Here is a 23,655-nt window from a genome sequence, read left to right as displayed (position 1 = left end):
TGCAGACGTTCGAGCAGCAGGCGTTCGACCCCGCGGTCGTGGGGACCGGCCCGCGCCCGGCGCGCGGCGAGGAGGGCACGGCGTCGTACTCCGACGCCGACACCGAGCGGTGGTTCGTCGAGTCCGCGAAGTCCCGGGCCCGCACGCCGTTCGAGCGCGACCGCGCGCGCATCGTGCACTCGTCGGCGCTTCGCCGCCTCGGCGCCAAGACGCAGGTGCTCGGGCCGGGCAGCGACGACTTTGTCCGCACCCGGCTCACGCACACGCTCGAGGTCGCGCAGGTGGGCCGCGAGATCGGCAAGGCGCTCGGCTGCGACCCGGACATCGTCGACACCGCGTGCCTCGCGCACGACCTCGGGCACCCGCCGTTCGGGCACAACGGCGAGCGGGCGCTCGCGGACCTCGCGGTCGACGTCGGCGGGTTCGAGGGCAACGCGCAGACGCTGCGCCTCCTCACGCGGCTCGAGCCCAAGGTCGTGGAGGACGGCCGCTCGTACGGGCTCAACCTCACGCGCGCGAGCCTCGACGCGAGCGTCAAGTACCCGTGGGGCGCGGGCGAGGCGCCGCTGCGCGCGGACGGCCGGCCCACCCACAAGTTCGGCGTCTACGAGGACGACCGCCCGGTGTTCGACTGGCTGCGCGCCGGGGCGCCCGCGCAGGTGAAGTGCCTCGAGGCGCAGGTCATGGACCTCGCGGACGACGTGTCGTACTCCGTGCACGACGTCGAGGACGCCGTCGTCGGCGGGCGCATCGAGCTCGCCGTGCTCGACGACCCCGACGAGCGCGCGCGCGTCGTGCGTGCCGTCCACTCCTGGTACGGCACCGCGTACGACGAGGCGGCGCTCGACGCGGCGATCACCCGGCTCCAGGGCACCGGGCACCTGGTCACCGGGTTCGACGGGTCGCGCCGCGCGCTCGCCGCGCTCAAGGACGCCACGAGCCAGCTCATCGGCCGGTTCACGGGCGCGGCCCAGGACGCGACGCGCGCGCTGTTCGGGGACGGCCCGCTCACGCGGTACGCGGCGCGGCTCGTCGTGCCGGACGAGACGGTCGCCGAGATCCTCGTGCTCAAGGGGGTCGCGGTCGCGTACGTCATGGCGCCGCGCGAGCAGGAGCCGCTCTACCAGCGCCAGCGCGAGGTGATCGCCGACCTGGTGCACGTCCTGGGCGACCGCGCGCCCGTCGCGCTCGAGCCGTCGTTCGCGGCGGACTGGGAGGCGGCGCCCGACGACGCGGCCCGCCTGCGCGTGGTGATCGACCAGGTCGCGTCGCTCACCGACGTCTCCGCGATGCAGCTCCACGCGCGGCTCGTGCGCCCGCCCGCCTGACCGGCGGGCGCACGGGCCGGGTCAGCCGCGCTCGGCGACCCACGCGTCGCTCGCGCGCTGCACGTCCTCGGCCGTGACGGAGTCCGCGACGGTCGCGAAGTACCAGCGGTGCCCGAACGGGTCGCGCACCGCCGCCTGGCGGAACCCCTCGAACCAGTCCGACGGCTCCGCGAGGCTCGACGCGCCGGCCGCGAGCGCCCGCGCGTACGCGGCGTCGGTGTCCTCGACCGGGACGGTGAACGACGCGTGCGTCGGGGCGCCGGGCTCCGGCGCGACCGAGTCCGGCGGGAACGCCTCCGCGACGGTGAACGTGCTGGTCCCCGCCGGGGAGACGAGCCGCAGGTCGGAGTGGATGACGGCGTCGCCCGCCGTGATCGTGTCGACCACCTCGGCGCCGAGCGCGGCCTCGTAGAACGCGATGGCCTCGCGCGCGCCGCTCACCGTGACGTTGGGGTGCAGTGCCGACATCTCCATGGTGTCCTCCTCCTCGTGGTTCCCCGCCCACCCGGGGCGGGCCGTCCCCTCATGCTCGTGTCGGCGGGCCGTGCCAGTCTTGGAGGAATGCGACAGGTGTTCGAACCCGCCGGTGCCGACGCCCCCGCGGGGCCCCGGCGCCCGACGACGTCCGTCCGCGGTCTCGTCGACCCCGCGGCCGCGCGCCGCGGCTTCGAGCTCGTGCGCGTCGAGCCCGCCCCCGACCTCGCGGACCTCGTGGAGCGGCACTGGGTCGTGCGGTGGGACCTGCCGCCCGGCACGGAGTTCACCCAGGTCCTCGTGCCCCACCCGGTCGCGAACGTCGTGGCCGAGGAGTCGGGGTACGTCGCGCACGGGATCCCGCCCGGGCTGTTCGAGCGCACCCTGACCGGGTCGGGCGCCGTCGTGGGCACCAAGCTCCGGCCGGGCGCCTTCCGGGTGCTGCTCGGCCACCCGGACGCCGTGCGTCCCGGCGTGCAGGTCCCGGCCGCGGCGCTGCTCGGCCCGACGGCGGAGCGCCCCGGCGCCGCCGCGCTCGCCCTCGCGGTCGCGGGCCGCGACGAGGAGGCGGCGCGGGCGGTCGAGCCCCTGCTGCGCGCCCGGGCCGAGCGGGTCCGCACCGCACGCGCGACGCGCGACCTCGACCGGGTCGCGCGGGCGTTCGCGGCGCTCGTCGGCGGCGAGCTCGGGCCGGGGGCGGGCGTGGGCGACCTCGCGGACGTCGTCGGCACGTCCGCGCGCTCGCTGCAGCGGCTGTTCGCCGCGTCCGTCGGCGTGAGCCCGAAGTGGGTGCTCCAGCGGCACCGCGTGCACCTCGCCGCGGACCTCCTGGCGGCGGACCCGGGCCAGGACCTCGCGGCGCTCGCGACCGCCGTCGGCTACTACGACCAGGCCCACCTCGGGGCGGACTTCGCGCGCGCGACGGGCGTCACCCCGGGCGCGTACGCGCGCCGCTGCGCGGCGTCGCGCGCGGCCCTCGTGGGGGCGGCGGCGGGGACCGGCGCCGGGGTGACGGACGCCGCCACCGGGGCACCCGCCGGGCCGGCCCGGGGCGCATAGACTCGCCTCGTGGCAGGCCTGATTCGACGCGAGGACGTGGAAGCCGTCCGCGACCGCGCGCGGATCGACGAGATCGTCTCCGCGCACGTCACGCTCAAGACCGCAGGCGTCGGCTCGCTCAAGGGCCTGTGCCCGTTCCACGACGAGCGCTCGCCGTCGTTCCACGTGCGCCCCGGCGTCGGGCGCTGGCACTGCTTCGGCTGCGGCGAGGGCGGCGACGTCATCTCGTTCGTGCAGAAGATCGACGGTCTGACGTTCGTCGAGGCCGTCGAGTACCTCGCGGACCGCATCGGCATCCAGCTCCGCTACGAGGACTCCGGCGGCCCGCAGCGCCCCCGCGAGGAGCCCGGCCGTCGCCAGCGGCTGCTCGAGGCGCACCGTGTCGCGGCCCAGTACTTCTCCGAGCAGCTCTTCGCCCCGGGCGCCCAGGCCGCGCGCGCGTTCCTCGCCGAGCGCAGCTTCGAGCGGGCCGACGCCGAGCACTTCGGTGTCGGGTACGCGCCGACCGGCTGGGACAACCTCCAGCGCCACCTCCAGGGCCGCGGCTTCACGCAGGCGGAGCTGGTCGCCTCCGGCCTCATGAGCCAGGGGCAGCGCGGCATCTACGACCGGTTCCGCGGCCGGCTCATGTGGCCGATCCGCGACGTGACCGGCGAGATCATCGGGTTCGGCGCGCGCCGCCTCTACGACGAGGACCAGGGCCCCAAGTACCTCAACACGCCCGAGACCACGCTCTACAAGAAGTCGCACGTGCTCTACGGCATCGACCTCGCCAAGCGCGAGATCGCGAAGCAGAAGCGCGTCGTCGTCGTCGAGGGGTACACGGACGTCATGGCTGCGCACCTGTCCGGCGTGACGACGGCCGTCGCGACGTGCGGTACCGCGTTCGGCTCGGACCACGCGCGCATCGTGCGGCGCCTCCTCGGCGACACGACCGCGGGCGGCGGCATGCAGCTCGCGTCGGGCGCGTCCGTCGGGGGAGAGGTCGTCTTCACGTTCGACGGCGACGCCGCGGGCCAGAAGGCCGCCGTGCGGGCGTTCGGCGAGGACCAACGCTTCTACGCCCAGACGTTCGTGGCGGTCGAGCCGAGCGGCATGGACCCCTGCGAGCTGCGCATGGCGCGCGGGCCGGACGCGGTGCGCGCGCTCGTCGACGGCCGCCAGCCGCTCTTCGAGTTCGTCATCCGCACGACGCTCGCGTCGTTCGACCTCGACACGGCCGAGGGGCGCGTCGGCGCCCTGCGCGCGGCCGCCCCCGTCGTCGCCGGCATCCGCGACACCGCGCTGCGCCCCGAGTACGCGCGCATGCTCGCCGGCTGGATCGGCACTGACGCGGAGCGCGTCCGGCGCGAGGTCGCCGCGGCCGCCAAGCGCGGCAGCGCACCCGGGCCCGTGCGGACCTCCCGGCCCGACGACGCCCGCCCCGGTGCCGAGGCCCGGCCGCCCGAGCCGGAGGTCCCCGCGCTGCCCCTGCCCGACCCGCGCGACCCCGTCGCGCGCCGGGAGCGGCTCGCGCTCGCCGCCGTCCTCCAGTACCCCCAGCACGTGCCGCCGATGTTCGACGACCTCGGCGAGGACGCGTTCGCCGTCCCGGCCTGGCGTGCCGTGCACGCCGCGATCCGCGCCGCGGGCGGCGTGCGCGAGGGCAGGTCGCTCGGCGCCGGGCACTGGGTCGAGGCCGTCGTCGAGCAGGCCGCCGAGCCCGTGCGCGGCCTCGTGACCGAGCTCGCCGTGGCGCCCCTGCCCGAGGACCGGGAGAACGTCGTCGGCGGCTACGTCGCGGGCGTCGTGCGCGGCCTCGTCGACCTGGGCCTCACTCGCCGCGTCGCCGACGCGAAGAGCCGGCTGCAGCGGCTCGACCCGTCGGTCGACCTCGCCGCGTACCAGGAGGCGTTCGCCGCGCTCCTCTCCGTCGAGGCCGAGCGCCGCACGCTGCGCGAGGGCGAGATCGCCTGACGCCGGCGGGTTCGGTCAGGCCGTGGCATCCAGCGCGGGCGGCGGCGTTCGCCGACGCCCAGCGCGCGCGAGCGGCACGGACGCGTCACCGGCGCTCGGAGAGGTCGAACGCTCCCGCGCCGGAGGGAGGTCCGTCCCGGGGACGCAAAAGGTCCGGCCCCGGACCGCTGTGCGATCCGGGGCCGAACCTGAGGGCTCCCGCGGTAGGACTTGAACCTACGACCGTCCGATTAACAGTCGGATGCTCTGCCAGCTGAGCTACGCGGGATCGACCATGGCCGTTGCGGTGTGCACCGCAGCGACCGGGGAAAACTCTAGCAGGCTCAGAGGGGTAGTCCGGACGCCGACCGGACCCGACCCTCGGCCGCGTCGACCCGTGCCTCGACCTCCGGGTCCGTCAGGTCCAGCCCGGGGTCGGCGACGACCTGCGAGAAGAGCTCGCCGTCTGCGTCCCGCCGCACGGCGACGCGCGCGGTGAGCCCTGCGGCGAACGTCACGGTCTCCGAGAGCACGACCGACGACTGCACGCGCTCGCGCAGCGTCTGCGCGAGCGACGTACGGCGCGGGTCGGCGAGGCGCAGGGCCAGGGGAGGAGCGCCGTCGACCCACGAGACGGTGATCGTCGCGCTCTCCGGGTCGTACCCCGCCCGGTCGACGTCCGACCAGAGGTGCCGGACGACGGTCGTCCCGCTGGCGTCGCTCGTGAGGAGCCCGGCCCGCGTCGCGACGGCCCACGACCCGTCGGCGAGCTCCGCCGACGCGAGGACACGATCGGTGGCCGGGAGGTCGAGCGCACGACGGACAGGGTCGGGCAGCGCGGGACGGCGGAACCAGGACACGTCCCCACCGTAGCGGCTCTCCGACCGCCTGCCGCACGGGCGGTATGCTCGCCCGCGCGCCCCGTTAGCTCAGCTGGTCAGAGCAGGAGACTCATAATCTCTCGGTCGCGGGTTCAAGTCCTGCACGGGGCACCCTTCCGCGTCGCGTGCGGCGCGCGCGTCCGCGCGGTGTCATGGCCTCATGACGGTGCGGACCAAGCGCGTGTACGAGCCGGCCGAGGAGCAGGACGGGTTCCGCGTGCTCGTCGACCGCCTGTGGCCCCGCGGCGTGAGCAAGGAGGCGGCGCACGTCGACCTGTGGCTCCGGGACGTGGCGCCGTCGACGGACCTGCGGCGCTGGTTCCACCACGAGGAGCGGCTGTTCGACGAGTTCGCCGAGCGGTACCGCGCCGAGCTCGACGCCCAGGGCGACGCGGTCGCGGAGCTGCGGGACGTCGTCGGGCAGCACCCCGTGGTGACGCTGGTGTACGGGGCGAGGGACGAGCAGCACAACCAGGCGGTGGTGCTGCGCGACTACCTCGCGGCGAGCGCCTCGTCCTGAGCGCCCCGGGACGCGGCGGCCCGGGTCGGGCGGTCGAGGTCGCGGCGCAGGTCGCGGTCGAGGGCGTGCCGCAGCCGGGGCCCGAGCGGCCGTTCGACGGCGCGGTGGATCACCCAGGCGAGGGCGAGGCACACCGCGACCGCCACCGCGAGGGTCGCGGCGCGCGAGAGGTACGGGTGCACGGACTCGATGACCCATCGTCCCCACGACGAGTGCACGAGGTAGAGCGGGTACGTGAGGGCGCCGAGCGCGGTGAGCCAGCCCCAGGAGACGCGGGCGAGCGGCGTGAGCGTCGCCACGGCGACGAGCGCGAAGCACACGATGATCGCGACCCACCACGCGGTGGGGGAGACGACGACGTCGGTGCTGTTCTCGATGCGGCCGGACTGGATCCGCCCGGAGAGCGCCGCCCCGAGGAGCACGTTCAGCGCGAGCGCGAGCCAGAGGACGGGGGAGCGGTGCTCGCGGGTCAGCAGGTAGAGCACCATGCCGCCCGCGAAGAGCGGGGCGTCGGGGGCGACGAGCACCGTCGCGGCCAGCTCGGAGCCGGTCTGGGTCGCGATCGCGCCGGCGACGGGCCACAGCACGACGAACGCGAGGACCCGCGCCCGCGTGAGGCCGACGGCGACGAGCACGCCGACGAGGACGTAGAACCGCAGCTCGGACCAGAGCGTCCAGTAGACGGCCTCGAGGTCGGGGATCCCGAACGCGCGCTGGACCATGGTGAGGTTGGCCGCCGCCTGCGGCAGGTCGACGTCGCGCCGGCCGGGGACGACGAGCACCAGCAGGATCACCGTGAGCAGCACCGAGGCCCAGTACGCGGGGAAGAGCCGCCCCGCGCGCGACGCGACGAAGCCGCGCACGTCGCGGCCCCAGGCAGTCATGAGGATGACGAAGCCGCTGACGACGAAGAAGAGCTGGACCCCGAAGGACCCGTAGGCGGTGACGGCCTGGGCGTCGGGGAGCGAGGCGCTCGTGCGCGCGCCCCACGCGTGGTGGTTGACGGCGACGAAGTGGTAGACGAGCACCGTAGCTGCTGCCGCGAACCGGAGTCCGTCGAGCACGGCGAGGCGAGGGTTCTGCGTGGGCATCCGCGGCACGTTACCGAATCGTGATCAACGCCGCCTGGCAACGCCGTCCGGCGTGCGCGGAGTGCGCAGTTCTGGCACCGTGTGCGGGCCGGAGAACCCGGCGGCGCGGTGGGGGCGGCGTCCCGACGACCGAGGAGGTCCTGTGGCACCGAGCATGAGCTCGACCGGCAAGGCGGCAGCACGCGGCGCACGCGGCAGCAAGACCCTGGAGCTCCTGGCCCGCGGGGGCTACGCGGTGAGCGGCCTGCTCCACCTCGTCGTCGGCGTCCTCGCCGTGCAGGTGGCGACGGGCTCGGCCTCGAGCGAGCAGGCCGACCAGACCGGTGCGCTCACCGCGATCGCGCAGACGCCGGGCGGTACCGCGCTGCTGTGGTTCGCCGTCGTGGCGTTCGCGGCGCTCGCCCTGTGGCAGGTCACCGTCGCGCTGAGCGGCGCGGCCGAGACGTCCGACCGGCTCAAGGCCGCGGGCAAGGCCGTCCTCTACCTGGCGCTCGGGGTGATCGCCCTCCAGGTCGTGACCGGGTCCGCCGGCGGCTCCGGCCAGGAGGAGAGCATGACCGCGACCCTGATGGAGAAGCCCGGCGGCGTGCTGCTCGTCGGCGCGGTCGGTGTGGGCATCGTCGCCGGTGGCGTCTACCACGTCGTCAAGGGGTGGCGGAAGAAGTTCCTCGAGGACCTCCAGGGCGGGACCAGCGGGCACCTGGGCCGCGCCGTGGTGACGCTCGGGCGCGTCGGGTACATCGCCAAGGGCGTCGCGCTCGGCGTGCTGGGCGTGCTGTTCGTCGTGGCCGCGGTCCAGCACGACCCGCAGCAGGCGGGCGGCCTCGACAGCGCGTTCGCCACGCTCGCGGCGCAGCCGTTCGGGGTCGCGCTCCTCGTCGCCGTCGGTCTGGGCTTCGCGGCCTACGGGCTCTACTCGTTCGCGCGGGCGCGGTACGCGCGGATGTGACGCGCGCCCCGGTGCGGGGCTGGGGACGACGGCCGGACGTCGTCGTGCGCATGGAAGAATGGTGACCATGGCGATGAGAGAGATCCGGACCATCCCGGACCCCGTGCTCCGCACCCCCTGCGACGAGATCACCACCATCGACGACCGGGTGCGCTCTCTCGTCGCCGACCTCGTCGAGACGGTCGACCACGAGGGGCGCGCGGGGCTCGCCGCCAACCAGATCGGCGTCAACCTCCGGGCGTTCTCGTGGAACATCGACGACGAGATCGGGTACGTGCTCAACCCGCGCATCGTCGAGCTGTCCGACGACTACCAGGACGGCGACGAGGGCTGCCTCTCCGTCCCCGACCTCTGGTACCCGACGCGCCGCGCCTGGTATGCGCGCGTGGTCGGCACCGACCTCGACGGCAACGAGGTCGTGGTCGAGGGGACCGAGCTCATGGCCCGGTGCCTCCAGCACGAGTGCGACCACCTCGACGGCATGCTCTACCTGGACCGGCTCGACCGCTCCGTGCGCAAGAAGGCGATGCGCGAGCTGCGCGAGCACCTCTGACGGGGTTGTGCCCGGTCGGTCCCGGGCACGCCCGCCCGATCTCTCGCGCGCACGCGCGATGTCGTGCAAGATGAGCACGAGACACGCCGCGACACCTGTGCGAGCGCTGTGGACCCGCCCTGGGTGAGGACGTTGGGGAAGACGAAACCTCGACCTAGGGAGGCAGACATGGCCGGTGCCATCACCCGCGGTGTTCTTTACGTGCACTCAGCACCGCGTGCTCTGTGCCCGCACATGGAGTGGGCCGCGGGCAACGTCCTCGGCGTGCGCGTGTCGCTCGACTGGACCGAGCAGCCCGCCGCGCGCGGCCTCTACCGGGCCGAGTACTCGTGGCAGGGGCCGCAGGGGACGGGCGCCAGGCTGGCCTCCGCGCTGCGCGGATGGTCCCACCTGCGGTACGAGGTGACCGAGGAGCCCAGCCACGGCGTCGACGGCGGTCGCTGGTCCCACACGCCCGACCTCGGCATCTTCTACGCCCAGACGGACGTGCACGGGAACATCGTCGTGCCCGAGGACCGGATCCGGGCCGCGCTCGATCAGGTGAGCGAGCCCTGGGCCATGCGCGACGCCCTCCACCTCGCGCTCGGCAAGGCCTGGGACGACGAGCTCGAGCCGTTCCGCTACGCCGGCGCGGGAGCGCCGGTGCGCTGGCTGCACCGCGTCGGCTGACGCTCGCGCACGCCTGTCGGCAGCGACTGCCCACGAACGCCCGTCCGCAGGGACGGCGAAGGGCGCCTCCTGGAGATCCGGGAGGCGCCCTTCGCGTCGTCGTGGCGTGCGGTCAGACGCTGGCCACGGCGAGGGCGACGTTGTGGCCCCCGAAGCCGAACGAGTTGTTGATCGCGACGACGTCGCCGCTCGGCAGCGGCGCGGGCGTGTCGCGCACGAGCGGCACCTGGAGCTCCGGGTCGGGGTTCGTCACGTTGATCGTCGGGGGAGCGAGGCGCTCCGCGACGGCCTTGATCGTGAAGATCGACTCGAGCGCGCCGGCACCACCGAGGAGGTGTCCGGTCATCGACTTGGTGGCCGAGAGCAGCACGTGGTCGGCGTCGTCGCCCAGGAGCGAGCGGATGGAGCGGGTCTCGGTGAGGTCGCCCACCTTGGTCGAGGTCGCGTGCGCGTTGACGTGCACGACGTCCCGCCCGGTGACACCGGCCTCCTCGAGCGCACGGCGCATCGCCGCGACCTGGCCCCGACCCTCCGGGTCGGGAGAGGTGATGTGGTAGGCGTCGGAGGACAGCCCGACGCCGGCGAGCCGCGCGTAGACGCGGGCGCCGCGGGCCGCGGCGTGCTCGGCGCTCTCGAGGACGACGACGCCCGAGCCCTCGCCGATGACGAAGCCGTCGCGGTCGACGTCGTACGGGCGCGACGCGCCCTGGGGGTCGTCGTTGCGCAGCGAGAGCGTGCGCGAGGCGGCGAAGGCCGCCATCGGCATGGGGTGGATCGTGGCCTCGGTGCCGCCGGCGACGACGACGTCCGCGCGGCCCGCGCGGATCATGTCGACGCCGTAGCCGATCGCCTCGGCACCGGACGCGCACGCGGAGACGAGAGCGTGGGCGCCCGCCCGGGCGCCGAGCTCGAGCGAGACGTACGCGGTGGGGGAGTTCGGCATGAGCATGGGCACTGTCATGGGCAGCATGCGGCGCGCGCCGCGCTCCCGCAGCGTGTCCCAGCCGTCGAGCGTGGTCCAGATGCCGCCGATGCCGGACGACACGACCGTGCCGAGCCGGTCGCCGTCGACCTCGGGGCTGCCCGCGTCCGCCCACGCCTCACGCGCGGCGATGATCGCGTACTGCGTGGAGGGGTCCATGCGCTTGATCTCGGGGCGCGCGAGGACCTCGGCCGGGTCGACCTTGATCGTCGCGGCGAACGTCACCGGGATCTCGTAGCGCTCCGCCCAGTCGTTCTCGAGCGTGCGCGCGCCGGACTCGCCGGCCAGTGCCGCGGCCCAGGTGGAGGGCACGTCGCCGCCGAGCGGCGTGGTGGCGCCGAGGCCGGTGACGACGACTTCAGTAGCGGCAGACATGGTGCTCCTCGGGGGTTGCGGCGGGGGCGGGAGGACGGGCGGGCCGGCGTGGGTGACGCCGGCCCGCCCGCAGGCCTGCGAGGCAGGCGGGGCGTGCTCAGGCCTGGGCGCCCGTGATGAAGGACACGGCGTCGCCGACCGTCGTGAGGTTCTTGACCTCGTCGTCCGGGATGCGGACCCCGAACTTGTCCTCGGCGTGGGTGACGATCGTCATCATCGACAGCGAGTCGATGTCGAGGTCGTCGGTGAAGGACTTCTCGAGCGCGACGGCGTCGGTCGGCAGACCCGTCTCCTCGGCGACGATCTCCGCGAGGCCGGCGAGGACTTCCTGCTCGGTGTAGGCCATGGTTTCTCCTTGTCGTGGGGCCGGCGGCGACCGGTCCCGGTGGCGGTGCCCGGTGGGTGTGCCGGGCGGTACTTCGTCAGACGGTGCGCGCGACGGACGGGTCCGCCGACGGCGTGGGTCCTCCCCGCGGGGAGGGCGGCCGTCCGTCCAGGGTGATTCTCCCCTACGGCAGCACGACCACCTGCGCCGCGTAGACGAGCCCGGCGCCGAACCCGATCTGGAGGGCGAGGTCGCCGGAGCGGACCTGCCCCTCGTCGAGCAGGCGCCGGGTCGCGAGGGGGATCGAGGCGGCCGACGTGTTGCCGGTCTCCGCGATGTCCCGGGCGACCGCGACGGACGCGGGGAGCTCGAGCTGCTTGATCATCTGGTCGATGATCCGCATGTTCGCCTGGTGCGGTACGAACGCGCCGATGTCGGCCGGGGCGACCCCGGCCTCGGCCATCGCCTTGGCGGCGACGGGGGCCATCTGGAACGCGGCCCACTTGAACACGCTCTGACCGTCCTGGCGCAGCGTGGGCCACCCGAGCGAGGGGTCCTCGCGCAGGTCCGACCACGCGTGCGTCTGGCGGATCGCCTGCGCCTTGCCGCCGTCGGAGCCCCACACCGTCGGGCCGATGCCCGGGGTGTCGGACGGCCCGACGATCGCGGCGCCGGCGCCGTCGCCGAGGAGGAACGAGATCGAGCGGTCGGTCGGGTCGATGAAGTCGCTCATCTTCTCCGCGCCGACCACGAGCACGTGCGTCGCGATGCCGGCGCGCACGAGGGCGTCGGCCTGCGCGATGGCGTAGGCGTAGCCCGCGCACGCGGCGGAGACGTCGAACGCGGCGGCGGGCGTCGCGCCGAGGCGCTCGGCGAGCACCGCCGCGGCGGCGGGGGTCTGGTGGAAGTACGTGACCGTGGAGACGATCACCGCGTCGACGTCGCCACCCTGCAGGCCAGCCCGGGCGAGCGCGTCGCGCGCCGCGGCCTCGGAGAGGTCCAGGACGTCGACGTCGGCGCCCGCACGACGCCGCGTGACGATCCCGGTGCGCTGCCGGATCCACTCGTCGGAGGAGTCGATGGGCCCGGCGATGTCGTCGTTCGTGACGACGTTCTCGCCGCGCACCCCGCCGATCGCGAGGATGCGCGAGTGCGCCGGCCCGGTGGCCTGGCGCAGGGTCGCGCCGCTCACGCGTCGACGCCCGGGGCCGCGCCGGCCGCCACCGAGTGCCGGGCGACGAGGTCGCGGGCCGCCTCGACGTCGTCGGGCGACTTCACGGCCACGGCCTCGACGCCCTTGAGCGAGCGGCGGGCGAGACCCGTGAGGACGCCTCCGGGCGCGAGCTCGAGCAGCGCGGTGACGCCGAGCTCCGCGAGGGTCTCCTGGCACAGGTCCCAGCGCACGGGCGCCGCGATCTGCGCGGTGAGGCGGCGGACCACGTCGCGGGCCTTGCCGTACGTGCTGCCCTCGATGTCGATGGTCCCGTAGGACTCGCCGTCCGCGTTCGAGAGGAACGGCAGGCGCGGGTCGGTGACGTCCCACGACGCGGCGACCGGCTCGAACTCCTCGAGCGCCGGCTGCATGAAGGGCGTGTGGAAGGCGCCCGCGACCTGGAGCGGGATGACGCGCGCCTTCGCCGGCGGGTTCTCCGCGAGGGCGGCGAGGTGGTCGAGGGCACCGGCGGCGACGACCTGCCCACCGCCGTTGACGTTCGCGGGCCACAGGTGGGCCGCCTCGATCGCGGCGAGGACCTCCTCCGGGTCGCCCCCGACGACGGCGCTCATGCCGGTGGGGGTCGCGGCGGCGGCCGCGGCCATGGCGCGGGCGCGGTGCGCGACGAGCCCGACGGCGCCGGTGTCCGTCAGCGCCCCCGCGACGGCCGCGGCGGCGAGCTCGCCGACCGAGTGCCCGGCCGTCACGTCGACGACGTCGGCGGTGTCGCGCCCGTCGAGGATCACGCGGAGCGCGACGAGCGACGACGCGACGATGAGCGGCTGCGCGACGGCCGTGTCACGGATCGTGTCGGCGTCCGACTCCGTCCCGTGCGCGCGCAGGTCGAGGCCCGCGGCCTCGCCGAACGCGGAGACCTGGTCGGCGACGCCGGGCAGCTCGAGCCAGGGGGCGAGCATTCCGGGGGACTGGGAGCCCTGTCCAGGGCACAAGACGGCGAGCACCCGTCAACTGTGCCAACGCGAGGGCCGTGCGCCACGTCACGACGCGCACCAACCTTGCGGAGGGTGGTTGTGCCGAACCTACAAGGCGCCGCGGGCGCGGAGCCCGCGGGACGTCGGGCGCGCCCGGCTCCTCAGCGGACCGTCGAGAGCTGCCCGAGCGCGAGCGCGACCTGCAGCACGAACGACTCGCGGGCGTCCAGCGGGTCCCAGCCGGTGATCTCCGAGACCTTGCGCAGGCGGTAGCGCACGGTGTTGGGGTGGACGTACAGGGACCGGGCCGCCGCCTCGAGCGACCGGCCCGTGCCGAGGTAGGCGGACAGCGTCTCGAGCACCGAGCCCGTCGCCTCGGCGAGCGGGCGGTAGGCCTGGGCGACGAGCGTGCGTCGCGCCGTGGTGTCGCCGGTGAGGACGCGCTCCGGGAGCAGGTCGTCGGCGAGCACCGGGCGCGGGGCCTGCGGCCACGCGGGCGCGGCCCGCAGCCCCGCGAGCGCGGCCTGCGCCGAGCGCGCGGCCTCCTCCAGCCCGGGGACCGTCGGCCCGATGACGACCGGGCCGGGGCCGAAGCGGGGCAGGAGCGACGCCGCGGCGGCCTGGAGGTCGCCCTCGCCGCCGAGCACGAGGACGAGGCGGTCGCCGTGGATGCCCACGAGCGCGTCGCCCGCCGCGCGGCGCGTCGCCCGGCGCAGCTCCGCCGTCCGGACCTCGTCGAGCGTCGCGGCGATCGTGCCCGCCATGACGAGCGTCGAGCCGTGGCCGCCCCAGCCGAGCGCCGAGACGCGCGACCGCAGCGAGTCGTCGCCGTCGCCGCGGATGAGCGCGTCGACGACGAGGGCCTCCAGGCGCGCGTCCCACGCGCCGCGGACCTCCGCGGCGCGGGCGTAGACCTCGGCCGCGGAGAACGCCACCTCCCGGGAGTAGCGCAGCACGGCCTCGCGCAGGTCGCGCTCGCCGCCCGGCGCCGCGAGCTGGTCCGAGTACGCCTCGACGACCTCGACGACGATGCGGACGAGCTGGAGAGTGTTCTGGAGCGAGATCGAGCGCGTGAGCTCGGGCGGGGCCGCGGCGAAGATGTCGCTCACGCCGTGCGGCGGGGCCTGCGGGTCCGCGTACCACGTGACGAACGCCGTGATGCCGGACTGCGCGACGAGACCCACGTAGGAGCGGTCCTCGGCCGGGAGCTCGCGGTACCAGCGGATCTCGTCGTCGAGCCGGCGCAGCGCGGCGGACATGAGCAGGCCGCTGCCGTCGCGCAGGCGCTGGAGGTTGTCCGCGTTGCCGGCCGGGCCGGTCGGGGCCGACGCGGTCGCCGGGGTCCTGGGGGTGGCCGTCACGCGCCGAGCATACGGCCGGGGTTGTGGACAGTCCACAAAGCGCGTGCCACGGCGGGCCCGGGGTCGCCGGGGGACCGGGTCGCTGGGTGAGCACCCGGACGACCCGCTAGGGTCGGGGAATGGCACTCATGCCCCGACTTCGACAGCTCATGCGTCGGCCGACGTCCGCGTCGACCGTCGGCACGCGCCGCCCACGGTCCGGGGAGAAGCGTGGCGACACGGTCCACGAGGACGCGCTGCGGGCGATGCTCGTCGACGACCCGAACGACGAGCGGGCCTTCCGCGCGCTCGCGGAGCTGGTCCGTCGTCGCGCCGCGGAGGGACCGGCCACGGACGACCCGCTCGCCGCCCCGGCGGACGAGACGGAGAAGCAGCGCGCCGCCGACCTTGCGGTCTGGGCGCTCGCCGAGGAGCTCGCCGGGCACCCGCGCGGGTGGTACCCGCTCGTGGAGCTCGGCCGCCTCTCCCTCGACGACGACCCGGAGGCGGCCCTGCGCCGCTTCGCGACGGCCGCGGAGCGCGACCCCTCGGGGCACGCGCTCGCGCAGTCCATGGAGGTGCTGCGCACGGCGGGACTGCCGGTCGAGGCGCTGGGCCTCGGCGTCGGCCACTGGCGCGCCCGCGAGCACGAGGCCGAGGTCGGGCGCCAGCTCGTCCTCGCGGCCATCGAGGCCGACCGGCCCCTCGACGCCCGCCACCACCTCGAGTCGCTCGTCGAGTACGGCGACCCCCGGGGCGTCGCGCCTCTGCGCGCGGACCTCGAGCGCGCCGTCGCGCAGGCCGAGCAGCACCGCGCCGGGACCTGACCCGCGGCGCCCGGCAGCTTCCGGAGACGACGACGGCCGGTCACCCCGCGGGGTGACCGGCCGTCGTCGTCTCAGGCGGTGAGCGTCAGGCCTCGCCGCCCGCGTTGCCGGACGTGCCGGCGGTGACGTCCATCAGGCGGTACTTCTCGATCGCGCGGGCCGACGCGTCCGCGGGGACCTTGCCCTGCTTGGCGAGCGCCTGGAGCGTGCGCACGACGACGGACGGGCCGTCGATCTTGAAGTGCCGGCGGGCCGCAGCGCGCGTGTCCGAGAACCCGAAGCCGTCGGCGCCGAGCACCTCGTAGTCGCCCGGGACCCACTTGCGGATCTGGTCGGGGACCAGGTGGTCGTAGTCGCTCGTCGCGACGAACGGCCCCTCGGCACCGGAGAGCTTCTCCGTGACGAACGGGACGCGCGCGGGCGCGGCCGGGTCGAGGAACGCGGCCTGGTCGGCGGCGAGCGCGTCGCGCCGCAGCTCGTTCCAGCTCGTCACGCTCCACACGTCCGCCGCGACGCCCCAGTCCTCCTGCAGGAGCTGCTGCGCCTCGAGCGCCCACGGCACGCCGACGCCCGACGCGAGGATCTGGGCGCGCGGCCCGTCGCCCTCGCCCACGGAGATGCGGTGGATGCCCTTGAGGATGCCCTCGACGTCCACGTCCTCCGGCTCGGCCGGCTGGACCATCGGCTCGTTGTACACCGTGAGGTAGTACATGACGTTCTGGTCGCGGCCGTCCGCGCCCACGCCGTGCTCGCCGGGACCGAACATGCGCTCGATGCCGTCGCGCACGATGTGCCGGATCTCGTAGCCGAACGCCGGGTCGTACTGGACGATCGCGGTGTTCGTGCCCGCGAGGAGCGGCGAGTGGCCGTCGGCGTGCTGCAGGCCCTCGCCCGTGAGCGTGGTGCGGCCCGCGGTCGCGCCGATGATGAAGCCGCGCGTGAGCTGGTCACCCGCCGCCCAGAACTGGTCGCCGGTGCGCTGGAAGCCGAACATCGAGTAGAAGATGTAGAACGGCACCATGATCTCGCCCTGCGTGGCGTAGGACGTGCCGACCGACTGGAAGGCGGCCGCGGAGCCCGCCTCGTTGATGCCGGTGTGCATGATCTGCCCGGCCTCGGACTCCTTGTAGCTCAGCATGAGCTCACGGTCCACGGCGAGGTAGTGCTGGCCCTGGGTGTTGAAGATCTTCGCCGACGGGAAGATCGAGTCCAGGCCGAACGTGCGGGCCTCGTCGGGGATGATCGGCACGACACGCTTGCCGAACTCCTTGTCCTTGATGAGGTCCTTGAGCAGGCGGACGAACGCCATCGTCGTGGCGATCTCCTGCTGCCCCGAGCCCTTCTTGAGGATCTCGTAGGACTTGTCGCCGGGCAGGGTGATCGGCTTCGGCGACGAGCGGCGCTCGGGCACGAACCCGCCGAGCTGCTGGCGACGGTTCAGCAGGTACTGGATCTCCGGCGCGTCGGGGCCCGGGTGGAAGTACGGGGGCTCGTACGGGTTGGCGTCGAGCTCCTCGTCCGTGATCGGGATGCGCAGGGAGTCGCGCAGCGCCTTGAGGTCGGCCAGGCCGACCTTCTTCATCTGGTGCGTCGCGTTGCGGCCCGCGAACGACGGCCCGAGCGCGTAGCCCTTGACCGTGTGCGCGAGGATCACGGTCGGCTGGCCCGTGTGGGCGCGCGCCGCCGCGTAGGCCGCGTAGATCTTGCGGTAGTCGTGGCCGCCGCGCTTGAGGTTCCAGATGTCGTCGTCGGTCATGTTCTCGACGAGCGCCTTCGTCCGCGGGTCGCGGCCGAAGAAGTGCTCGCGGATGAACGCGCCGGACTCCGCACGGTACGTCTGGTAGTCGCCGTCGGGCGTGACGTTCATGAGGTTGACCAGGGCGCGGTCCTTGTCCGCGTTGAGCAGGACGTCCCACTCGCGGCCCCAGATGACCTTGATGACGTTCCAGCCCGCACCGCGGAACTGCGCCTCGAGCTCCTGGATGATCTTGCCGTTGCCGCGCACCGGGCCGTCGAGGCGCTGCAGGTTGCAGTTCACGACGAACGTCAGGTTGTCGAGCTGCTGCTGCGCCGCGAGCTGGAGCATGCCGCGCGACTCGGGCTCGTCCATCTCGCCGTCGCCGAGGAACGCCCACACGTCCTGCTGCTCCGTGTCACGGATCCCGCGGTTGTGCAGGTACTTGTCCGTCCACGCCTGGTAGATCGCGCTCGCCGGGCCGAGACCCATGGAGACGGTCGGGTACTCCCAGAAGTCGGGCATGAGCCGCGGGTGCGGGTACGACGGCAGACCGCCGCCCGGGTGCGACTTCTCCTGGCGGAACCCGTCGAGCTGGTCCGCGGAGAGGCGGCCCTCGAGGAAGGCGCGCGCGTACACGCCGGGGGAGGCGTGGCCCTGGAAGTACACCTGGTCGCCGCCGCCGGGGTGGTCCTTGCCGCGGAAGAAGTGGTTCAGGCCCACCTCGTACAGCGTCGCCACCGACGCGTAGGAGGAGATGTGGCCGCCGACGCCGATGCCGGGCCGCTGCGCCCGCGTCACCATGACGGCGGCGTTCCAGCGGATCCACGAGCGGTAGCGGCGCTCCAGCGCCTCGTCGCCGGGGAAGTAGGGCTCCTCGTGCACACCGATGGTGTTCACGTAGGGGGTGGTCAGGGAGGTCGGGACGGCGACGTTGCGCTCCCGGGCCCTCTTGAGCAGGTTCAGCAGGACGTAGCGGGCGCGCGGGCCCCCGCGGTCGTCGATCAGGCCGTCGAGGGCCTCGACCCACTCGCCGGTCTCGGCGGGGTCGAAGTCCGGAACCTGGCTGAGCAGACCGTTGATCAGCGGTCCGGTCTCGTCGTACGAAGCCACCAGCAACCTCATATCTCGTCGGATGCCGGGCGCTCGGCCGCGCGGTACACGGCCGACACCCGTCTCGGGCCCACTCCGGGCACGCGGCCGCGGCCGCTGGTGGCGACCGCGCCTCTTCACGAGACCAGGGTGGTCTACCCATTGTGTTCACAACGCGCGCGTAAGTCACACCATCGGGTGGTCAAGAGGGCGTGATTTCGGCGACACGGGCCGGACGGCGTGCGCGCCGCCGTCGTGCGGCCGCCCGGCGGTGCACGACCACGGCCGACGACCCGCGGGACGGCCGTCCGTGGGCGGTGCCTTGCCAAGCACCGCACCCTGCGGTGGGCTACCTTTGCCAGACACGGCAGGTCGTCGTGCGCGCGGGCGCCCGCCCGGGCGCGCGCGACGGCCCACCGCACGGACAGGACGAGGAAAGGAACGACACGACAGTGACCGACACCGTAGGGCCCAGCGGGGCGGACCGACTGGGGTTCGCGCCCGGCAACGTGGTCCAGGAGTTCGGCTGGGCGGACGACGTCGACGACGACCTGCGCGGGGAGCTCGAGGAGCTCGTCGGCGGCGAGCTCGTCGACGAGGACTACGACGACGTCACGGACGGCGTGGTCGTGTGGTTCCGCCAGGACGACGGCGACCTCACCGACCTGCTCGTGGACGTCCAGACCGTGCTCGACGACGGCGGCCTCATCTGGGTGCTCACCCCGAAGCCCGGCCGGCCGGGCCACGTGGGCCACAACGACATCCAGGAGGCCGCGACCACGGCCGGGCTGCACGCGACGAGCACGTTCGCCATCGCGCCCGACTGGTCCGCGACGAAGCTCGGGACCCGTGGCCGCGGTCGCTGACGACGCCGCGACGACCGGGCGCACGACGCCGCCCGGTCCGGGCGACCCGGCGCCCGACTTCACGCTGCCGGACACCCACGGCACGCCCGTCCACCTCGCGGACCTGCAGGGTGGGCCGGTGCTCCTCGTGTTCTACCCCTTCGCGTTCTCGGGGATCTGCACGGGCGAGCTGTGCGAGCTGCGCGACAACCTCGAGGAGTTCGAGGCGGCCGGCGTCACCCTGCTCGGCATCTCGTGCGACTCGGTGTTCGCGCAGAAGGCGTGGACGGCGCAGGAGGGCTTCGAGTTCGACCTGCTCTCCGACTTCTGGCCGCACGGGGACGTCGCACGGGCCTACGGCGTCCTCGACGAGGACAACGGCCTCGCGCTGCGTGGCTCGTTCCTGCTCGACGCCGACGGGATCGTCCGGTGGTCGGTCGTCAACCCGCGCGGGCAGCGCCGCGACCTCGACGGTTACCGACGGGCGCTGGAGCAGCTCTGAGCCCTGGGAGCCGGGCGGTCGTGGCAGGTGGCGGGGTGCCGACCCGGTAGGCTGTGCTCCGCCGTTCCAGGGCCTGTAGCTCAGCTGGTTAGAGCGCCACGCTTACACCGTGGATGTCGGGGGTTCGAGTCCCTCCGGGCCCACCCACCACTCCCTTCCCGCCAGTCACGGTCGTGCCGTGCTGCGACGTGGCACCCGCCGCCCGTGCAAGGGCAGCGCGCCGTGTCGGCGGCCGCCCCTAGCATCGGGCCCACCAGCAGCGACGACGTGACGGTGAGGTAGAGGGTGCTCGAGAAGGTCAAGGGTCTGTTCCGGCGTGACGAGGGGCAGACAGGAGGCGACCGCCCGAGCGCTCGGCTCGTCGACGCCCTGAAGGTGCTCGCCGTCGCGTCGCCGGAGCTCGAGGACCGTGCGGTCGCGTACGTGCACCGGGGCGAGGGACCGGAGGTCCTGCTCGAGCTGGAGGCGCTGCGGGGCGGCGACGTCGAGGCCCTCCTCGGCCGTCCGGGTCAGTCCGGGGTCTACTCCTGGACGACCCCCGCCCAGGACGACCGGCTGAAGGCCGCCGTGCCGGGGTGGACGTCGGCGAAGGCGGTCACCGCGCGCTCCAACCTCTACACGCTCTCGGACTCCGTCACCGTCCCGGAGCTCGTGCGCCTCGGCCGCGTCCTCAGCGCGGTCTCGTCCGAGGTGGACCGCGAGCGGGCGTCGGACCCGCGCTGGCTCACGACGCTCGTCAACGACATGTCGCGGCGCGCGAACGAACGCCGGCACGGGCAGAAGGGCAAGGGCGCGCCCGACCGCTGGACGCCGGACCTGCTCGTGGCCCTCGCGGTCGAGGGCGGCGTGCCGGAGGCGGACGCGCCGGCGGTGGTGCTGCGCGAGCTGTTCGAGCGGCCGGCGTCGGCAGGCTGGGCGTCGCGGCACCTGGGCCCGGCGCTGCTCGGCGACCCGGCGCGGGAGTTCGTCGTCGCGCACCTGGACGTCGCGACGCAGGTCCTGCCGGGGGTGAGCGCCGCGGGACGCGGTGAGCTCGTGGCGCTCGTCGCGGCGGACCCGGCGGCGACCGAGACGCTCGCCCCGCTGCTCGCCGTGCTCGCCGCGGACACGAGCAAGGCGGTGCGCGAGGCGGCGGTCGCCGCGCTCGTCCCGCTTCCCGCGGCGCGCCAGCGCGAGCTCCTCGCCCCTCTGCTCACGTCGCTCCCGGCCTCGCGGCTCGGCGCCGTGGTGACGCGCCTCGCCCAGGTCGACGGCGGTCTGGTCGCCCTGGAGGAGGCGGCCGAGCGGTCGACGGGCGCCCGGGCGACGCTGCTGCGCGACACCGTCGAGCGAGCGCGTGTGCTCGACGCCGCGCAGGAGGACGAGCCCGAGATCGACGTGCCGCCCTTCGAGCCGCTGCCGGAGACGGTGCTCGGCGACGAGTTCGTGCGGGCCGCGCGGGCCGCGATCGACACCGCCCTCGAACGCGCCCGCGCCGACCACGCGGCGCACGCAGGGAAGAAGGACGACGGGTGGCCGCGGTGGCGCCGCCTGACCGTCGAGCAGGACCTCAAGGAGCTGCCCGGCATCACCGACGAGGACCTCCGGGCCTTCGCGGCGTTCCTGTCCGGGACGAGCACCCGGCGCCCCGGCGGCGTCGTCATGCGCCGGCTGTCCGCGCCGGGCGTCTTCTCGCGCCTCCCCGGCATCACGCTCCTGCACCGGCTGCGGCTGCAGGGGAACGAGGGACGCGGGCGCAGCGAGCGGTTCGGCTGGTACCGGCTCCACGAGGGCGACCTGCTCGACGTCGACCTGCGCGTCCTCGACGAGGCGCTGCGGCGCGTCGGACGCGACGACGCCGGTGAGCTGGTCGACGAGCTGTACTTCTCGACCTGGTGGGCGACCGACACGGTGACGCCCGAGCACGCGTGGCCGTACTACGCGGGGCACCTCGACCGGCTCGCCGCCGCGCTCGACGACCGCGAGCGCACGTACGGCAACGCCAAGCCGGCCCGGGCGCTCGCGGTGCTCGCACAGCCGCCGCAGGTCCCGCGCCGGTTCCTGCCGCGCCTGACCGAGCTCGCGCTGGGTGAGGGCCGCACCTATCGCGCGACGGCGCAGGCGGCCCTGAGCACACACCCCGGGGTGCGCGGGCTGGCCGAGCAGGGCCTGGGCAACGGCCGGTCCGAGGTGCGCCGCAGCGCGGTGGAGTGGCTCGCCCGGCTCGGCGACGTCGACGCGGTGCCTGCGCTGCGCGCCGCGCTCGGCAAGGAGCGCAGCGAGGTCGTGCGCGCCGCGCTCCTCACGGCGCTCGAGGCGCTGGGCGAGGACATCTCGGCCGACCTCGCGCCCGAGGCGCTGCTCGCGGAGGCGACCAAGGGCCTGCGCGCGAAGAAGCCGGTCAGCATGGCGTGGTTCGACCTCGACGCGCTGCCCGCGGCCCGCTGGGCGGCGGACGGCTCGCCGGTGGACCCGACGGTCCTGCGCTGGTGGGTCGTGCTCGCGGTCAAGCTCAAGGACCCGAGCGGTGCCGGGCTGCTGGAGCGGTACCTGTCGCTGCTCCAGGAGGAGGACCGCGCCCGGCTCGGCAGCCACGTGCTCGCGGCCTGGGTCGCGCAGGACACGCGCAACCCCTCGCCGCAGGAGAGCGACGCCTACGCGACGGCCGGTGCCCAGCTGCGGTACGACCAGTACCAGGCATGGGCCAAGCGTTCGCCCGAGCACTACTCGGTCGAGGCGTCCAAGACGCTCGAGGACCACCACCGCGACCTGTACCGCGAGCACCAGGCCACGTACGTCGGCTCGGCGGTCAAGGACAAGGGTCTGCTCGCGCTGACCGTCGCGATGCCGGGCGCCGAGCTCGCCGCGACGTTCCAGCGCTACGCGAAGGCGCACGTCGGGCGTCGCGCGCAGACCGAGGTGCTCGTGCACGCGCTCGCGGCGAACGGGCAGCCGGCCGCGATCCAGGAGCTCCTCGCCGTCTCGCGGCGGTTCCGCCAGGCGACGGTCCAGGAGACCGCGCAGCGGCTCGCGGGCGAGCTCGCGGAGCGGCGCGGCTGGACGGCGGACCAGCTCGCCGACCGCACCGTCCAGACCGCGGGCTTCGAGGACGACGGGCTGCTCCACCTCGACCTCGGCTCCCGGGAGTACGTCGGGCGCATCACCCCCGCGTTCACGCTCGAGCTCACGAGCGACGCCGGGAAGGTGGTCAAGGCGCTCCCGGCGCCCCGGGCGCAGGACGACCCCGAGCTCGTCGCGGCCGCCAAGAAGCAGCTCACCGCGAGTCGCAAGGAGCTCAAGGCCGTCGTCGCCCTGCAGACCCAGCGGCTCTACGAGGCGATGTGCGTGGGCCGCACGTGGACGGCGTCGGAGTGGCAGGAGTACCTCCTCGGTCACCCCGTGATGTCGCGCCTCGTCGAGCGGCTCGTCTGGGTCGAGAACCCCGGGACGGAGGGTGCCCGCCCGTTCCGGCCCGACGGCGGCGCGCTCGTCGACGCCGACGACGAGGACGTGGAGCTCGGGGCAGAGTCCACGGTCGGGCTCGCGCACGCCGTCCTGCTCGGCCCGGAGGCGACGGCGGCCTGGACGGCGCACCTGGCGGACTACGAGGTCACCCCGCTCTTCGCGCAGCTCGACGTCGCGACGCCCGACGTCCCCGCGGGCGCGACCGCGATCGACGACCACAAGGGCTGGTTCTCCGACAGCTTCTCGATCCGCGGGCGCGCCACGAAGCGGGGCTACTCCCGCTCGCAGGCCGAGGACGCCGGGTGGTTCAGTGCGTACACCAAGGCGTTCACGAGCGCGGGGATCGTCGTGCAGATCGAGTTCACGGGGTCGTTCGTCCCGGAGGAGAACATCCCGGCCGCGGTGACGGCGCTGACGTTCGAGCGGACGGGCCGCGGCTCCGGACGGGGGACCGCGCGGATCGCGGACCTGCCGCCCGTCCTCGTCGCGGAGGCCTACCGGGACTATGTGGCGGTGGCCGAGGCGGGTTCGTTCGACCCCGACTGGGAGCGGAAGAGCCAGTGGTGACCCGCCGGACGCTCCCG

General features: G+C 74.4%; 20 protein-coding genes and 3 tRNA genes. 13 read left to right on the top strand and 10 right to left on the bottom strand.

Annotated features, from left to right (window positions below):
• Nucleotides 1-38 precede the first annotated feature (38 nt).
• Nucleotides 39-1,328: a deoxyguanosinetriphosphate triphosphohydrolase gene (locus tag MT994_RS05135; RefSeq protein ID WP_051027575.1), complete on the top strand. Its 1,290-nt coding sequence runs from the start codon at nt 39-41 to the stop codon at nt 1,326-1,328.
• 21 nt (nt 1,329-1,349) lie between these two features.
• Here MT994_RS05135 and MT994_RS05130 read toward each other — a convergent pair whose 3' ends face one another.
• Nucleotides 1,350-1,802 carry a VOC family protein gene (locus tag MT994_RS05130; protein WP_074809722.1) on the bottom strand — a complete coding sequence of 151 codons (453 nt, stop codon included), beginning with the start codon at nt 1,800-1,802 and terminating at the stop codon, nt 1,350-1,352.
• Nucleotides 1,803-1,898: 96 nt separating this feature from the next.
• Between MT994_RS05130 and MT994_RS05125 the strand changes: the two genes are divergently transcribed.
• Both MT994_RS05125 and dnaG read left to right on the top strand, forming a co-directional pair.
• On the top strand, nt 1,899-2,861 hold the full coding sequence (locus tag MT994_RS05125) for a helix-turn-helix domain-containing protein (RefSeq protein ID WP_354805389.1): 963 nt from the start codon (nt 1,899-1,901) through the stop codon (nt 2,859-2,861).
• 9 nt (nt 2,862-2,870) lie between these two features.
• The gene (dnaG, locus tag MT994_RS05120) at nt 2,871-4,817 is read left to right on the top strand and encodes a DNA primase (protein ID WP_354805387.1); all 1,947 of its coding nucleotides are present in this window, start codon (nt 2,871-2,873) and stop codon (nt 4,815-4,817) included.
• Between the two features lie 195 nt (nt 4,818-5,012).
• Here the strand turns inward: dnaG and MT994_RS05115 are convergent.
• Together MT994_RS05115 and MT994_RS05110 are read right to left on the bottom strand one after the other, a co-directional pair.
• Nucleotides 5,013-5,085 (bottom strand) — tRNA-Asn (locus tag MT994_RS05115).
• A gap of 55 nt (nt 5,086-5,140) precedes the next feature.
• Entirely contained in the window at nt 5,141-5,656 is a 516-nt protein-coding gene (locus MT994_RS05110) for a hypothetical protein (RefSeq protein ID WP_076405514.1), read from the bottom strand.
• A gap of 58 nt (nt 5,657-5,714) precedes the next feature.
• Here MT994_RS05110 and MT994_RS05105 point away from each other — a divergent pair.
• Both MT994_RS05105 and MT994_RS05100 read left to right on the top strand, forming a co-directional pair.
• Nucleotides 5,715-5,788 (top strand) — tRNA-Ile (locus MT994_RS05105).
• A gap of 49 nt (nt 5,789-5,837) precedes the next feature.
• Nucleotides 5,838-6,197 (top strand): DUF488 domain-containing protein, encoded by a 360-nt coding sequence (locus tag MT994_RS05100; RefSeq protein WP_205688645.1) that lies wholly within the window; start codon nt 5,838-5,840, stop codon nt 6,195-6,197.
• Here MT994_RS05100 and MT994_RS05095 read toward each other — a convergent pair.
• On the bottom strand, nt 6,170-7,288 hold the full coding sequence (locus tag MT994_RS05095; RefSeq protein ID WP_354805385.1) for an acyltransferase: 1,119 nt from the start codon (nt 7,286-7,288) through the stop codon (nt 6,170-6,172). The genes MT994_RS05100 and MT994_RS05095 overlap by 28 nt on opposite strands.
• 142 nt (nt 7,289-7,430) lie before the next feature.
• Between MT994_RS05095 and MT994_RS05090 the strand changes: the two genes are divergently transcribed.
• From MT994_RS05090 to MT994_RS05080, 3 genes are all read left to right on the top strand, one after another.
• Nucleotides 7,431-8,237 (top strand): DUF1206 domain-containing protein, encoded by an 807-nt coding sequence (locus MT994_RS05090; protein ID WP_255434713.1) that lies wholly within the window; start codon nt 7,431-7,433, stop codon nt 8,235-8,237.
• A gap of 67 nt (nt 8,238-8,304) precedes the next feature.
• Entirely contained in the window at nt 8,305-8,790 is a 486-nt protein-coding gene (gene def / locus MT994_RS05085; RefSeq protein ID WP_021481144.1) for a peptide deformylase, read from the top strand.
• Between the two features lie 168 nt (nt 8,791-8,958).
• Entirely contained in the window at nt 8,959-9,459 is a 501-nt protein-coding gene (locus tag MT994_RS05080; protein ID WP_354805384.1) for a DUF3145 domain-containing protein, read from the top strand.
• Between the two features lie 112 nt (nt 9,460-9,571).
• Here MT994_RS05080 and MT994_RS05075 read toward each other — a convergent pair whose 3' ends face one another.
• The 5 genes from MT994_RS05075 to MT994_RS05055 form a co-directional block, all read right to left on the bottom strand.
• Entirely contained in the window at nt 9,572-10,816 is a 1,245-nt protein-coding gene (locus MT994_RS05075; RefSeq protein ID WP_061268620.1) for a beta-ketoacyl-[acyl-carrier-protein] synthase family protein, read from the bottom strand.
• 97 nt (nt 10,817-10,913) lie between these two features.
• On the bottom strand, nt 10,914-11,162 hold the full coding sequence (locus tag MT994_RS05070) for an acyl carrier protein (protein WP_021482065.1): 249 nt from the start codon (nt 11,160-11,162) through the stop codon (nt 10,914-10,916).
• A gap of 163 nt (nt 11,163-11,325) precedes the next feature.
• Nucleotides 11,326-12,333, bottom strand: coding sequence for a beta-ketoacyl-ACP synthase III (locus MT994_RS05065; protein WP_086151081.1), 1,008 nt, complete (start codon nt 12,331-12,333; stop codon nt 11,326-11,328).
• The gene (locus MT994_RS05060; protein WP_175008391.1) at nt 12,330-13,316 is read right to left on the bottom strand and encodes an ACP S-malonyltransferase; all 987 of its coding nucleotides are present in this window, start codon (nt 13,314-13,316) and stop codon (nt 12,330-12,332) included. Before MT994_RS05060 ends, MT994_RS05065 begins: the two co-directional genes overlap by 4 nt.
• A gap of 131 nt (nt 13,317-13,447) precedes the next feature.
• Nucleotides 13,448-14,569 (bottom strand): PucR family transcriptional regulator, encoded by a 1,122-nt coding sequence (locus MT994_RS05055; protein ID WP_228087650.1) that lies wholly within the window; start codon nt 14,567-14,569, stop codon nt 13,448-13,450.
• Nucleotides 14,570-14,766: 197 nt separating this feature from the next.
• Between MT994_RS05055 and MT994_RS05050 the strand changes: the two genes are divergently transcribed.
• On the top strand, nt 14,767-15,453 hold the full coding sequence (locus MT994_RS05050; protein WP_194520866.1) for a hypothetical protein: 687 nt from the start codon (nt 14,767-14,769) through the stop codon (nt 15,451-15,453).
• Between the two features lie 85 nt (nt 15,454-15,538).
• Here the strand turns inward: MT994_RS05050 and aceE are convergent, their stop codons facing one another.
• Entirely contained in the window at nt 15,539-18,301 is a 2,763-nt protein-coding gene (aceE, locus tag MT994_RS05045; protein WP_354805382.1) for a pyruvate dehydrogenase (acetyl-transferring), homodimeric type, read from the bottom strand.
• 431 nt (nt 18,302-18,732) lie between these two features.
• Between aceE and MT994_RS05040 the strand changes: the two genes are divergently transcribed.
• The 4 genes from MT994_RS05040 to MT994_RS05025 all read left to right on the top strand — a co-directional run bounded on the left by MT994_RS05040 (nt 18,733) and on the right by MT994_RS05025 (nt 23,638).
• On the top strand, nt 18,733-19,146 hold the full coding sequence (locus tag MT994_RS05040) for a DUF3052 domain-containing protein (RefSeq protein ID WP_031316633.1): 414 nt from the start codon (nt 18,733-18,735) through the stop codon (nt 19,144-19,146).
• On the top strand, nt 19,130-19,627 hold the full coding sequence (locus tag MT994_RS05035; RefSeq protein WP_021483100.1) for a peroxiredoxin: 498 nt from the start codon (nt 19,130-19,132) through the stop codon (nt 19,625-19,627). Before MT994_RS05040 ends, MT994_RS05035 begins: the two co-directional genes overlap by 17 nt.
• A 69-nt stretch (nt 19,628-19,696) precedes the next feature.
• Nucleotides 19,697-19,770, top strand: a tRNA-Val gene (locus MT994_RS05030).
• A gap of 142 nt (nt 19,771-19,912) precedes the next feature.
• Nucleotides 19,913-23,638, top strand: a complete 3,726-nt coding sequence (locus MT994_RS05025; protein WP_354805381.1) for a DUF4132 domain-containing protein — start codon at nt 19,913-19,915, stop codon at nt 23,636-23,638.
• The last annotated feature ends 17 nt before the right edge of the window (nt 23,639-23,655 follow it).

It is taken from the genome of Cellulosimicrobium sp. MI9406, assembly GCF_040595865.1.
GTDB classification, from domain to species: domain Bacteria; phylum Actinomycetota; class Actinomycetes; order Actinomycetales; family Cellulomonadaceae; genus Cellulosimicrobium; species Cellulosimicrobium funkei.
Note: the sequence above shows the minus strand (reverse complement) of the source record. Positions and strands in the feature narration are given on the sequence as shown.